Raw genomic sequence first — 13,320 nt, 5'->3', positions numbered from 1 at the left:
GCCGCCGGTTAAGCGTTACTCGCGGCTGCGCCGCCGTCTGCGGCCGCCGCCTTCGCCGCCGGCATCGTCGCCAAGCTGTTTGCGCTCCGGCAGTGTCACCACCTTCGCCAGTTCCGGAAAGGCATCGACCTTGTTCGGCAGCGCCATGGCGTAGACGAAATGCTCCTGAAACTTTGATTCAAGCGCCGTCTCTATCTTCTCGATTTTGCTGACAGTTTCCTCGATCTCGCGGCGATGGCCGCGATTGAGCAATGCCATGCGCGCGCCGGTGCCGGCCGCGTTGCCGACTGCCTTCACCTTGTCGAGGGTGCAATCCGGGATGAGACCGAGCACCATCGCGTATTTGGGGTCGATGAAGGTGCCGAAGGCGCCTGCAAGGCCGATGCGATCGACATGCTCGACACCTTGCTTGTCCATCAACAGCTTGACGCCGGCATAAAGGGCGGCCTTGGCAAGCTGGATGGCGCGGACGTCGTTCTGTGTCACGGTAATGCGTTGTTCGCCGTCGCGCAGCAGGTAGGAATAGGTGCGGCCGTTCTGCAGGATACGCGGAGAACGCGCAATCATGCCGCCGTCGACCACGCCGTCCTCGGAAATGATACCAGTCAGGAACATCTCGGCGACCACCTCGATGATTGCCGAGCCACAGATGCCTGTGACGCCAACGGTGGCGGCGGCTTCGTCAAAGCCGGGCTCGTCCGACCAGGGCTCGATGCCAATGACGCGATAGCGCGGTTCCAATGTGACGGGGTCGATGCGGACACGTTCGATGGCGCCTGGTGCTGCGCGCTGGCCGCTGGAAATCTCGGCGCCTTCGAAGGCAGGGCCCGTCGGCGAGGAGGCGGCGACGACGCGCTGACGATTGCCCAGCACGATTTCGGCATTCGTGCCGATATCAACCAGCAGCATCATCTCATCCTGGCGGTGCGGCCCTTCAGCGAGGGCGGCGGCGGCGGCGTCGGCTCCGACATGGCCGGCGATGCACGGCAGCATGTAGACGCGCGTGCCGGCATTCATCGGCAGGCCGATCTCGGCCGACCTCAGGTGTACCGCACCCGAGACGGCGAGCGCGAAGGGTGCGCCGCCAAGCTCGGTGGGGTCGATGCCGAGGAACAGGTGATGCATGATGGGGTTGCCGACGAAGACCGCATCGAGGATGTCCTGGCGCGACACGCCGCCGTCGGCGCAGACCTTGTCGATCAGCCCGTTCAGCGCTTCGCGCACGGCATTGGTCATCGCGACCCGGCCGTCCGGGTTCATCATGACGTAGGAGACGCGGCTCATCAGATCCTCGCCGAAGCGGATCTGCGGGTTGGAGGTGCCGGCAGATGCCACCGTCCGGCCCGACAGCAGCGAGGAGAGATGCATGGCGATGGTGGTCGAGCCGATATCGCAGGCGATGCCATAGGCCTCGTTCTTGAGGCCGGGGTAAAGCGCGATCAGGCGGGGATGGTCGTCGGCGTGGTCCTGATGGATCGCGGCGGTGACTTTCCATTCTCCCTTGCGCAGGATCGACTGCACTTGCGGGATGATGTGAAAATCCACGTCGAGATTGTCGTATTTCCAATCGGCAGCCAACGCGGCTTTCAACCGGTCGAGATCGCCCGAAGGCTTGTGCATGTCCGGCTCCTCGACCTCGACGTAGCACATATGCACGGCCGTATCGCGGATGATGACGCGCTCGTCGACGGCTTTGCGCACTACCTGCGCATTGATCACCGTGTCCTGCGGCACGTCGATGACGAGATCGCCCTGGATCAGGGCAGAACAGGAGAGGCGGCGTCCATCAGGCAGATCGCGCACCTCGGCGTAGCGTCTTTCCTTGGGGCCGATGGGCGAGAGATGGTCGTTGGCCGAGACGATCTTGTGCTTGGCGAAATTGCCCTCCTGCACCGAGACCTGGCAGCGCCCACAGGTGGCACGGCCGCCGCAGACGCTCTCCACATAGACGCCGAGCTGCCGCGCAGCCTCCAGCACCGGCGTTCCCACCGGAAAATGGCCGCGCTTACCGGAGGGCATGAAGAGGACGAGGGGATTCGCGCTGTCGCTGGCTTGGGCCACGGATCAGTCTTTCTGTTTGCTAAGGCGGCGTACGTTCGAGCGAACGCGCTTGCTATACGGCTTGACCATGGCCTGGGCGACGGCATCGACGGCGCGATGCGATAAGGCGTTGCCCCCCTTTGTCATTGCCGCAATATTCTGCTGGGTCATGGCGATATTGGTGGCAACGGCACTTTCGGCCGCGGCCATCATCTTTTCCGAGACCATCTGGTTGAATTCCGTCATGTTGACGCCGCCGCCGGTCATCGCTGTCATCCACATTTGCGACAGGCGCATTCCAATCACCATGGGCGCCTGGATCCACAATGTGGCGAGATCATCGGAAAGCTTCCGGCTCGGATACTTCATCTCTATTCCCTCGCCGCGCCGGCACCGGCTCGTGCCGCGCGCCCACCACGCCGGCCGCCGCTGCCAGCCGAGGGGGCCGCAGAAGCCGGAGCGCTCGCTCCGCCTTCGGCCGGCTTGTAGTCGCGGTAGGTCATGATCCAGTTGGTGCAATTGGCGTCGGTGCCGTTCAGCACGTTGGCGGCGCGCACCGCCTCCATTTCCTGCGGGCGGCAAGGGTTCATGATGGCCGAGGTCATGCCGGCGCCGATCACCATCGGGATGAAGCCGGCATTGATGCCGTGGCGGTGCGGCAGGCCGAAGGATATGTTGGAAAGGCCGCAGGTGGTATTCACCTTCAGCTCGTTGCGCAGGCGGTGCAGCAGCGCGAAGACCTGGCGACCGGCATCGCCGAGCGCGCCGATCGGCATGACGAGCGGATCGACCACGATGTCATGGGGCTTGATGCCGTAGTCCATGGCGCGCTCTACGATCTTCTTTGCGACGGCGAAACGCACGTCCGGATCCATGGAAATGCCGGTTTCGTCGTTGGAGATGGCAACGACCGGCACGTCGTATTTCTTGATGAGCGGCAGGATGGCTTCGAGCTTTTCCTCTTCGCCGGTCACGGAATTGACCAGCGGCCGGCCCTTGGCAACCTTCAGCGCAGCCTCGATGGCGGCCGTCACCGAGCTGTCGATCGAGAGCGGCACGTCGACCAGGCCCTGGACGATTTCCAGCGTCTGCACCAGCAGGCCAGGTTCCGTCTCGTTCGGGTTGACCGAGGTGACGCCAGCGTTGACGTCGAGCATGGTTGCGCCCGCGGCCACCTGTTCCAGCGCGTCCTTGATAACCGTATCGAAATTGCCCTCGATCATCTCAGCGGCCAGCTTCTTGCGCCCCGTTGGGTTGATGCGTTCGCCGATCACGCAAAAGGGCTGGTCGAAACCGATGATGATTTCGCGAGTGGCGGATGCAACGATGGTGCGCGTCATGTCTGATCCTCTGGTCAGTTGGCCCGATAGATCTGGTCTATCGTGCCGGGATGGGGGTTACAAGCCGTCCGGGCTCCTCCGCCCGCTGCTCGATTTCAGTGCGTCTTGTGTGGCGGATGATGAGCGGCGGCTTCGGCCATTTCCTGCTGGTTCTCTTCCTTGCCCCCACGGATGTGTTCCAGGCGCTCTGCGATGAGCGCGTCGGTTTGGTTGGCCTCGTGCTTCCATGGCTGGCGGCCCTTCAGCACGCCGGATTCATGCACCATCTCGGCGACATATTCTTCCTGGCGGTAGGCCATGACATGAACACCGGAAACGCCCTCGATCTCCTTCACCTCGTTGATGATGTCGATGCAGAGCTGCTTGCCTTCCTTCTTCTGGTCCTGTGCGCCTTCGATGCGTTTGATAACGGCATCGGGAATGTGCACGCCCGGCACGTTGGAGCGCATCCAGCGAGCGGTTTTCGCTGAGGCGAGGGGGCCGACGCCGACGAGAATGAAGCATTTCTCGTTCAGGCCGAGGTCGCGCACCTTCTTCATGTATTCCCGGAACATCGGCACGTCATAGCAATATTGGCTCTGCACGAATTGCGCACCGGCCTCGATCTTCTTCGCCAGCCGATAGGGCCGGAAGTCGTGGGGCGGCGCGAAGGGATTGATGGCCGCGCCGAGAAAGACCTTCGGTGGCGATGTCAGCTTGCGCCCCGACAGGAATTTCGCGTTGTCGCGCATGATGCGCACGGTTTCGAGCAGCGACATGCAATCGAGATCGAAGACCGGCTTGGCGCCCGGCTGGTCGCCGGCCTGCACGCCGTCGCCGGTCAGGCACATGATGTTGCACACGCCCATGGCAGCAGCACCCAGCACGTCGCCCTGAATGGCGATGCGGTTCTTGTCGCGGCAGGCGATCTGCATGATGGGCGCATAGCCCATGCGCGTCAGCAGCGCGCAGATGCCGACCGAGGACATGTGGCAATTGGCGCCCGAGGCATCGACCGCGTTGATGCCATCAACCCAGCCGGAGAAAATCGCGGCGCGCTCATAGACTTCTTCGGGGTTGGCGCTATCGGGTGGGTTCAATTCGGCGGTGACCGCGAATTCGCCGCGGCGCAGCACGCGCTCCAGCCGCCCGAGTGATGAATGGCCGGGTAGAGGATCGAGCGGCAGGTGGACGCCGAGCGGATTTTCGTCGATATGCGCCATCGATCACGCTTCCTTTTTCGCTGCTTCACGGGCAGCGGCGGCTTCCGCAGTGACGCGCAGCCAGGAGGAAGTTTCACGCAGCGATTGGTTCACCGGTTTCTGGACCTTCAGGATCGCATCGCCTTGGATCATGTTTCGCGAACCGTTCCAGGCCTGCACCCAGACACAGGGCATGTCCGGCTCGACCTCGCAATTGCCATTGGCGCGTACCCCGCCGCAAGGGCCGTTGCGCAGCTGCTTCGGACAGTTCATCGGGCAGGACATGCCGGTCGACGAGAGCGCGCACTGGCCGCACATGCGACAGTCGAACAGAAAGCCCTTCACATTGCGCTCGACGAAAGTGATCGGCCGTTCGACGCGGTCGTAGCCGATTTTCTTCCAGAGCGGATGAAGGAGGAGGAAAGCATCGGCGAAGCGATGATAGAACCATTCGAGGAAGCGCGAATGGCGCACGGCCCAGAGACGGACGGTGTATTTGCGGCGGGCGCGGCGGTTGGGCGAGACGCCGGCGGGCGTATAGGCGCCGCTTGCGGCCTTCGCTCCGGGCGCCGCGTTGCCCGGCTTCTGGATGGCGTCAGCCATTGTCGCGGCCTCCGGCCTTCACCAGAGCAATCAGACGCTCCCGGTCAAAGGCTGCTTCGAGTTCGCTTGCGGCCTTATCCGCCTCGGCTTCCAGATCGTCGGAGACAGGCACGGGATCGGCCTTGCGCCATTCGGCCAAGTAGTCGTCGGTCTCGGCCGCGCCGGTGCGCATCGCGCACATGTCGATCGCCTCGGTGAAGCGCAGCGAGAGCTCGCGCTTTGCCGTCTGCCGCCCCTTCTTGATGATCACTTGGGCCGGAATGTCCCGCCAATAGACGACAATGCGATCCGCCATGCAAAATTCTCCTCTTTAATCAAGAATGCACGTCCATCGACCCGGAGACTGCGCTCGCCACGACGCGGCCCATGCCAAAAAACGACGCGGCGCGGAAAGCACCTCCCGCAACCAGCGGCAAACTTCACCGTCATGCCGAACGCTCGAGTTTTCCACCGCGATTCAACGCCTTCGACGCGTTGCAACATGGCGGAGCCCGACGTTGGCAGCAAGCAATGATATGGGGTGGAATGTCGTAATCAGACGGTCAGCAATTCATGGGCAAGATCGCCATACGCGGTGAAGCGGTATTCGTAATCCAAACCGAGATAGGCAGCCGCTGCTTTTGCCTTTTCCTGCAGAGCCGGATCCTCCTCTTGCGAGAGATAGACGACCTTGCGGTAATTGCCAAAATACATGTCCCGCAGTTCCGGATGCCGGTCGAGGCCGAGCGGCACGACGACGAAGGACTCGAACTGCCGGGCGAGAAAGTCGGTGAGGAAAAACGAGGTGATGTCATCCTCGCGCGCTGCAAAGGCTTCGTTGCCGCTGAAGAAGGAATAGCAGTGCGGCCCCGAAAGGCGCTCGATGCCCTCACGCTCACAGATCTTGTCGATCATGCCGCCGGTTCCGCAATCGGCATAGCCGATGAAGATCCTCTCGAAACCCCGCGCGCGCGCATTCGCAATGGCTTCCTCCAATGCGGGCGCGATCTTCTGAGGGTAGGAGTGATAGATCGCGGGAAGACAGTGCAGATCGATGTGGTCGAGCTGATTTATTCTGGTGACCGCCAGTATCTCGCGCGCGATTGCGCCGCACGCGATCACATGAACTTTTCGCGTTGTCATGCGTTTATCACGCGGAGGATTTGTCTCCGCTTTTTGTTGATCGATATCCACTCAGAGAGGGTTCCAAATCATGACTGCACCGACATTCAGCAAAATCGCCGCCGCGCTTGCCGTCCTTATGGTACTTGCTTCATGCGCCAATACAATTCGCGGCGTCGGCAGGGATACGGCCAATGCCGTCAACGCGACGGAAGACGCCGGTCATACCGTCAAGAAGGCTGCCCAATAACCAATTTGGGATGCCAACGGGTCGGCGACAACCTTTCGGTTGTCGCCAGTTTGGAATCCGCTGCAATCAGGCTTGTGCAGCCAGGCTATTGTGCTTGCGCTTCATGAAGTCCTTGGCGGTTTCAACCGCCACGGCCGCATCGCGGCAATAGGCATCGGCGCCGACGGCCTTGCCGAACTCCTCGTTCAGCGGCGCGCCGCCGACGAGAACGACGTAGTCGTCGCGCATGCCCTTTTCCTTAAGCGTATCGATGACGACCTTCATGTAGGGCATGGTGGTCGTTAGCAGTGCCGACATGCCAAGAATATCAGGCTGTTCGCGCTCGATGGCATCGAGATAGTTCTCGACGGGGTTGTTGATGCCGAGGTCGATGACGTCGAAGCCCGCGCCCTCCATCATCATGCCGACGAGGTTCTTGCCGATGTCGTGAATGTCGCCCTTGACGGTGCCGATCACCATCTTGCCGAGCTTCGGCGCGCCGGTCTCGACCAGGAGCGGCCGCAGGATAAACATGCCGGCCTTCATCGCATTGGCTGATAGCAGCACTTCGGGCACGAAGAGAATGCCGTCGCGGAAATCGATGCCGACGATGCGCATGCCTTCGACCAGCGCTTGCGTGAGAATATCATAAGGCGTCCAGCCGCGTTCGAGGAGGATATTGGTCGCTTCCTCGATTTCCTCCTTCAACCCGTCATACAGGTCGTCATGCATCTGCTGCACGAGTTCCTCGTCCGAAAGTTCCGAGAGAATGATTTCGTCGTCAGACATGCGCTCCATCCCGTTTTCGTGCAAATGCATCAGAGGCTTGTATAAAATACTGCCTCAATAAGCGATAAACCTCAACGATGACAAAATTCTTTTTGAAAGCGACGTCGCGCGGATTAATCGCGACGGACGGAAATGAGGCGATATCGTCGCGGCCATGTCTGTCCTATGCTAATTGCTGGCGCATTAAGGAACGTCCGGCCGACGGAATCGGCTAGCATAGAGTGAGGATAGACGCATTCATGCGCAGGAGCGAGGAAACATCATGGACGATATGAACGAGCAACCGGCTGCGGGCGGCGATGGCGGCGGACGACGTTCGCGCGGTGAGGGCAGAGGTGCAGCGGCAAGGCGCGCGTCGCGCAGCGGCGGCGGGCCGGGCCCTTCGCTTCCTTATATCGTCCGGAAGATCGGCGTTTACGAGGTGCTTGACGAAGAGGGCCTGCAGCTCATCGAGCGCAATGCCGATAAGGTTCTGGAGGAAATCGGCATCGAGTTTCGCGACGATGCGGAAGCCCTGGCGCTCTGGAAAGAGGCCGGCGCTGACGTGCGCGGGCAGCGCGTGCATTTTCCGAAGGGTCTTTGCCGCGAACTCCTGAAAACGGCACCGAAGGAATTCACCTGGCATGCGCGCAACAGCGCCCGCAACGCCCATGTCGGCGGCAAGGCGACGATCTTCGCGCCGGTCTACGGGCCGCCCTTTGTCCGTGACCTCGAAGGCAACCGCCGTTATGCGACGATCGAGGATTTCCGTAATTTCGTGAAGCTCGCCTACATGGCGCCCTCGATGCACTCGTCCGGCGGCACGGTCTGCGAGCCGGTCGACATTCCGGTCAACAAGCGCCATCTCGATATGGTCTACAGCCATATCAAATATTCCGACAAGCCGTTCATGGGCTCGGTGACGGCGCCGGAGCGCGCCGAGGATACGGTGGCGATGGCGAAGATCGTCTTCGGCGACGATTTCGTCGAGAACAATTGCGTTACGCTCAACCTCATCAACGCCAATTCGCCGATGGTCTTCGACGAGACCATGCTCGGCGCGCTGAAGGTCTATGCGCGGCACAACCAGGCTTCGGTCGTTTCCCCCTTCATCCTTTCGGGCGCCATGAGCCCGGTGACGGTGGCGGGCACGCTGACGCAGATTCTCGCCGAGGTGCTTGCCGGCGCTTCATTCACGCAGTTGATCCGCAAGGGTTCGCCGGTGCTCTACGGCACCTTCGCCGCCTCGATCTCGATGCAATCGGGTGCGCCGACGTTCGGCACGCCGGAGCCGTCGCTGGTGTCCTATGGCTCCGCCCAGCTCGCGCGCCGTCTCGGCCTGCCGTTCCGTACCGGCGGCTCGCTCTGCGCTTCCAAGGTGCCGGATGCGCAGGCCGCGCATGAATCGGCCAATACCTTGAACATGACGCTGCTAGCCGGCACGAATTTCGTGCTGCATGCGGCCGGCTGGCTGGAAGGCGGTCTCGTGTCTTCCTACGAGAAGTTCATGATCGACCAGGACCAGCTCGGCATGATGCAGAAGATGGCCGAGGGTGTCGATCTCTCCGAAAACGGTCAGGCGCTGGATGCCATCCGCGAAGTCGGTCCCGGCAGCCATTATCTCGGCTGCGCCCACACGCAGGCGAACTTCCAGAGCGCTTTTTATCGTTCGGCTCTGGCCGACAATAATTCCTTCGAGCAATGGGAAATCGAGGGGCAGAAGCGCGTTGAGGAGCGCGCCAATGCGCTTTGCCGCTCCTGGCTCGACCAATATGAAGCGCCGCCGCTCGATCCGGCGATCGACGAGGCACTGCTGGCCTATATCCAGAAGCGCAAGGATTCGATGCCGGACGCCTTCACTTGAAGAGAGCCCGAGGCCGCCAGGGAGCAAGGCGGTGCGATACGCGTTGCTGATCTGATCCAGAAGGAAGTCTGGCGGCCGCACTATCCATATAAGGGGCCACGGTGAACCGCGGTCCCGCCACATTCGAACAGCTCCGTGCGGCGCTCGGCGTCCACGGAGTTTTCGTTCGCGGCAGCCTGTCTTTCGACGCAGGCGAGGGGCCGGTGCTGGCCGACGGAAGGGTAGCGCGTAGCGTCGTCCTGCTCGGCAATGTCGGCGGCTCCATCTGGCGGCCCTTCTCGCGTTGGCGGCAATTGCCTGAGAATATGCTGCGCCGCGATCCGCTCGACGACTGGTCGAAGGCGATCATCCGGCCGATCGCTGACGAGTTCGCAGCGACGGCATATTTTCCCTCGGATCCTCCATGGCAGCCTTTCCAGCAGTGGGCCATGCGGGCGGAGGGCCTGAAGGCCTCGCCGCTCGGCATCCTGATCCATCCGGAATACGGCCTCTGGCACGGCTATCGCGGCGCCCTGGGTTTTGCCGATATTCTAGTGGATGACGGCGCGCCGGCGCGCGGCGCGCATCCTTGCGATCATTGCCTGGATAAGCCTTGTCTCGATGCCTGTCCCGTAGATGCAGTGGCGCCCGCCGGGTTCGACGTTCAGCGCTGTCGAACGCATCTGCGGGCTGATGAAGGGCAACGGGGCTGCATGGCGGCGGGCTGTCTCGCGCGCAATGCCTGTCCGGTTGGTGCTAGCTATCGTTATCCTGCCGCGCAGCTTGCCTTTCACATGGCGGCCCTCCAGTTGTAAGTGCGGATATCCATCCGGAGTTGTCAGCTTGATTCGATTGATTATCATCCTCGCGGTTCTTGTCTGCGCCACCACGGCATCGGCCGGCGAGGCCTGCCGCAAGGTCGAGCATCTCGGTGATGGCTACACGGTTTGTACCTTCGATCCGGCGACCGACGATATCCAGCTTTTCCAGAATGATCGCAGCGGCAAGCCCTATGGTTCGTTCCGGGCTTTGGAAAACGATCTGCGTCAGGACCGCGTCTATGTCCGCTTCGCCATGAACGGCGGCATGTATCTCGACGACCAGTCTCCCGTCGGCCTCTTCGTCGAAAACGGTCGTGAGCTGAAGAGGATCAATACCAACAAGGGGTGGGGCAATTTCCACCTGCTGCCGAACGGCGTCTTTTATCTCCTGCCGGGCCGTGCCGGCGTGATGGAAAGCAAGGCTTTTGCCACCTCGGGCATCAAGCCGTTCTACGCGACCCAGTCCGGCCCGATGCTCGTCATCGACGGCAAGCTCCATCCGTCGTTTCTTGCCGACAGCACCAGCTTCAAGACGCGAAACGGCGTTGGTGTCACCGGGGACGGCAAGGTCGTTTTCGCGATTTCGGATGGTCCCGTCCGCTTTCATGACTTTGCGACGCTTTTCCGCGACGACCTCGGCTGCGCGAACGCGCTGTTTCTGGACGGCAGCATTTCCAGCCTCTACATTCCTGAATGGCAAAGGCGGGACGGCCTGTTTCCACTCGGCCCCATCATCGCGGTGACCGAGTTATTGCCCGGCTGAATGCACGCCTGGCGACCGAGCCAGGATTCGGACCGGACATTCGCAATGCGACACCGGCAGCGGATCCAGTTTCGGTCCCCGGCAGTGATCGTCAGGCAAACTGTTCGATGTAGGTCAGAATGTCGAACATGCCGTCCTTGGGCCCCGGATTGGCAGGAAAGTTTTCCGTAAAGCGCAAATATGCCCTTGGCTTCCTGTCATAGCCGCCGGCCTGCGGTTCTTCCCTGATGAGATGCTCCCGGATCGAGGGCGAGAGAAGATTGATTGTAGCGTCGTCTATGATCGGCTCAAGGATGACGGGCTCGCCATTGAATGCGATCGCCTCCGTTGCCGCTGTTGCGATGCCCGCCAGCTTGCGGATCTGGTCATAGGACTCCGCCGGCAGGGGTGTCGGATGATAGGCCGCCATGCGGTGGTACATGATGTAGGCTTCGACCCAGTTCTGTGCATTGACGTGCAAGCGCATCGCCACGGCCTGGCGCTGCAGCATGAAGTCGGTGATGCGCGGCATCAGCGAGCCGCGATACTCCGGCGGCAGCCGGTTGTCGCGAAGCGCCTGCGATGCAAGATATTCGAGGCCGCCTCGGTAGCTGTCCCACTGGAACATGCATTCCTTGTTGCCCTGTTGCAGACGGGGGTCATCGGAAACCGCAGTCACCCGAGCGAAGGGTTCCGGCATGAACAGCACATCGGCCTTGTCCAGCGCGCGGGTGGTGTAAAGAAAGGCCCAGAAAATAAAGGGGGTCGGGCTGGATATGGATCTCGCCAGGATGTCGCGCCGGATGATCATGAATTCTGGGAAGACATGCCGCTCCAGGATGAATTCCAGCATCGAATGGAAATCGCCCTTGGTATGCCGCGAGGGGTAGGACAGGTGATAGAAAGGCTGCATGTCTCCGCCGCCCGGCCGCCCGTCAACCAGAAGCCAAGGCGCCTGGATCATGCCGATACGCCTGTCGTCCACCATGATGTGGAGATATTCGACGACCTTTTCCGGGATCAGCAGATCGTCATCGCCGAGGAAAACCGCGAAGTGGCCGCGAGCCCGCTGCATGGCAAAGGCGTAGTTGCTGATGAAGCCGGAATTGCGTGCCCGGCGATAGGCGCTGATTTCCGGATGGTGCGAGATCGACTGGATATAGGCGGCGGTGTCGTCGGTCGAGCAATCGTCGACAATGACGATTTCAAAAGGAATATCGAGCTTACGAAAAGCGTCCAGGTGGAAATTTATGTTCCGTTCAAGCAAGAACTGACGATTAAAGGTTGGAACGCAAATCGAAAGGACAGGGATTTCAGCAGAAGACATCGATTTCTCCACGGCATCGGCGCGATTCTGGGCGCGGACTTTGTCTTTTTGCATAAGCCGGTTTGCTTTCGCGGGGCTGGATAGTTCGGTCCTCCGCCGATCGGGCAGGGCATCCACGCACCAGTTCAGTGCAAGTTCCGACCCCTATGCTTTGAGGAGCGGTCCCGCGAGTTTTGCTAGGTGGCGATCGCAATTTGCCGAGGTCGCGTTGCCGGAAGGACGGCTACGCAGCTTGAGGCGAATAGCATGGCCGATACCCCAGGTCCGGCGCCCATCTAGTATCAGGAGGCCTTGTGAGCAAAGTCAGTGTCATCATCCCCGCCTACAACGCGCAGGACTCCCTCGGCGACATAATTACGGCTGTTCTTGAAAATCGCGAGGTTTTGGAAGTGATCATCGTTGACGACACGTCGCGCGATGCCACCGCGCTGATCGTCGAACAGTATGCCCGACGCGATGAGCGTGTACGGTTGCTGCGCAATCCTGAAAATCGCGGTGCCGGATACAGCCGCAATGCCGGCATGGCGGCGGCACGCGGCGACTACTACTATTTTCTCGACGCCGATGACATGATCGCCCATCGCTCGATCGACGAGGTCATCTATCATATGGAAGCCAATGGCTGCGACGTGATGGTGTTTCGTTATCGCTATGTCACCGACAAGAACGACCGCCTGGGTCCGATGTTGCAGATCGATGACGAGGCCTGGCGCCAGCTGGTCGGTGATGCGGACATCCGCATATTCACGCTTCAACAGTGCGCAAGGCTGCTCTTTACCGTCAATTTCCCCTGGAACAAGATCGTCAGCGCCAAGCTTTGCCGGGAAACGGGCCTGCGTTTCTCAGAGACGCGCGTCCACAATGACATCTACGCCCACTGGCATATCTATATGCATGCACAGAGGATCGGCATGATGAATCGTTATCTCATCGGTCACCGCGTCTATGAGGAGCGGGCGCAGCTTACCAACGTGTTCACCGAAAAACGTTTCGAAATCTTCACGGCATTCGAGGAGGTGGAGGCGTTGTTCGCGCGTCTGCCTCTCATGAAACAGGCCTATTATCAGTGGTTCCTTTGCAGCAAGCTGGATCTGCTGCAATGGATCTATCCGCGTCTGCCGGTCAATCTCCGGGAGCGGTTTCTTACGCTGATCACACAGTCCTATGCGGGATATGATGAGTCTGAATACAACTACGTCCGTGCGCAGTCGCCCCAAATGGCCGAAGTATCGCTGAGGCTGAAGCGGGCGCCGCATCTCGTGCTTGGCAGATTGGCGAGTTAGCCGGGGATTCTAGTCGCCGTCGGCGAAAGACGGTGTAAAAAA

General features: G+C 60.9%; 14 protein-coding genes. 5 read left to right on the top strand and 9 right to left on the bottom strand.

What is annotated here, in order from left to right:
• Window positions 1–15: 15 nt before the first annotated feature.
• The 7 genes from GA0061101_RS15210 to GA0061101_RS15180 form a co-directional block, all read right to left on the bottom strand.
• Complete coding sequence (locus GA0061101_RS15210) at window positions 16–2,019, bottom strand: ASKHA domain-containing protein (RefSeq protein WP_167669564.1); 2,004 nt, start codon at window positions 2,017–2,019, stop codon at window positions 16–18.
• Between the two features lie 45 nt (window positions 2,020–2,064).
• A complete protein-coding gene (locus tag GA0061101_RS15205) occupies window positions 2,065–2,409 on the bottom strand; it encodes a hypothetical protein (RefSeq protein ID WP_037202600.1) in 345 nt (114 codons plus the stop codon).
• A gap of 2 nt (window positions 2,410–2,411) precedes the next feature.
• Entirely contained in the window at window positions 2,412–3,380 is a 969-nt protein-coding gene (locus GA0061101_RS15200; RefSeq protein ID WP_037202598.1) for a methyltetrahydrofolate cobalamin methyltransferase, read from the bottom strand.
• A gap of 95 nt (window positions 3,381–3,475) precedes the next feature.
• A complete protein-coding gene (locus tag GA0061101_RS15195) occupies window positions 3,476–4,582 on the bottom strand; it encodes a methylenetetrahydrofolate reductase (RefSeq protein ID WP_037202596.1) in 1,107 nt (368 codons plus the stop codon).
• Between the two features lie 3 nt (window positions 4,583–4,585).
• Window positions 4,586–5,164, bottom strand: a complete 579-nt coding sequence (locus GA0061101_RS15190) for a methylenetetrahydrofolate reductase C-terminal domain-containing protein (RefSeq protein WP_092573922.1) — start codon at window positions 5,162–5,164, stop codon at window positions 4,586–4,588.
• A complete protein-coding gene (locus tag GA0061101_RS15185) occupies window positions 5,157–5,459 on the bottom strand; it encodes a virulence factor (RefSeq protein ID WP_037202594.1) in 303 nt (100 codons plus the stop codon). The genes GA0061101_RS15190 and GA0061101_RS15185 overlap by 8 nt, the downstream gene beginning before the upstream one ends.
• Before the next feature lie 239 nt (window positions 5,460–5,698).
• Entirely contained in the window at window positions 5,699–6,286 is a 588-nt protein-coding gene (locus tag GA0061101_RS15180) for a DUF1638 domain-containing protein (protein ID WP_047557953.1), read from the bottom strand.
• Window positions 6,287–6,356: 70 nt separating this feature from the next.
• On the opposite strand from GA0061101_RS15180, the gene GA0061101_RS15175 reads away from it, so the two are divergent.
• On the top strand, window positions 6,357–6,515 hold the full coding sequence (locus GA0061101_RS15175; protein ID WP_037202590.1) for an entericidin domain-containing protein: 159 nt from the start codon (window positions 6,357–6,359) through the stop codon (window positions 6,513–6,515).
• Window positions 6,516–6,581: 66 nt separating this feature from the next.
• On the opposite strand, the gene GA0061101_RS15170 is transcribed toward GA0061101_RS15175, so the two are convergent.
• Window positions 6,582–7,283: a corrinoid protein gene (locus GA0061101_RS15170; protein WP_037202864.1), complete on the bottom strand. Its 702-nt coding sequence runs from the start codon at window positions 7,281–7,283 to the stop codon at window positions 6,582–6,584.
• A 262-nt stretch (window positions 7,284–7,545) separates the two neighbouring features.
• On the opposite strand from GA0061101_RS15170, the gene GA0061101_RS15165 reads away from it, so the two are divergent.
• The 3 genes from GA0061101_RS15165 (at window position 7,546) to GA0061101_RS15155 (ending at window position 10,689) form a co-directional block, all read left to right on the top strand.
• Window positions 7,546–9,126, top strand: a complete 1,581-nt coding sequence (locus GA0061101_RS15165; RefSeq protein WP_047557951.1) for a trimethylamine methyltransferase family protein — start codon at window positions 7,546–7,548, stop codon at window positions 9,124–9,126.
• A 101-nt stretch (window positions 9,127–9,227) separates the two neighbouring features.
• Entirely contained in the window at window positions 9,228–9,920 is a 693-nt protein-coding gene (locus GA0061101_RS15160; protein ID WP_092573920.1) for a 4Fe-4S dicluster domain-containing protein, read from the top strand.
• 28 nt (window positions 9,921–9,948) lie between these two features.
• Window positions 9,949–10,689, top strand: a complete 741-nt coding sequence (locus tag GA0061101_RS15155; protein WP_092573918.1) for a phosphodiester glycosidase family protein — start codon at window positions 9,949–9,951, stop codon at window positions 10,687–10,689.
• A gap of 91 nt (window positions 10,690–10,780) precedes the next feature.
• On the opposite strand, the gene GA0061101_RS15150 is transcribed toward GA0061101_RS15155, so the two are convergent.
• On the bottom strand, window positions 10,781–11,995 hold the full coding sequence (locus GA0061101_RS15150) for a glycosyltransferase family 2 protein (protein WP_113119317.1): 1,215 nt from the start codon (window positions 11,993–11,995) through the stop codon (window positions 10,781–10,783).
• A 293-nt stretch (window positions 11,996–12,288) separates the two neighbouring features.
• On the opposite strand from GA0061101_RS15150, the gene GA0061101_RS15145 reads away from it, so the two are divergent.
• The gene (locus tag GA0061101_RS15145) at window positions 12,289–13,278 is read left to right on the top strand and encodes a glycosyltransferase family 2 protein (protein WP_092573916.1); all 990 of its coding nucleotides are present in this window, start codon (window positions 12,289–12,291) and stop codon (window positions 13,276–13,278) included.
• Window positions 13,279–13,320: the final 42 nt, after the last annotated feature.

Source organism: Martinezella lusitana, assembly GCF_900094565.1.
Classification (GTDB): Bacteria; Pseudomonadota; Alphaproteobacteria; order Rhizobiales; family Rhizobiaceae; genus Rhizobium; species Rhizobium lusitanum.
The sequence above is the reverse complement of the archived record's forward strand: the minus strand, read 5'-3'. Positions and strand labels throughout refer to the sequence as shown.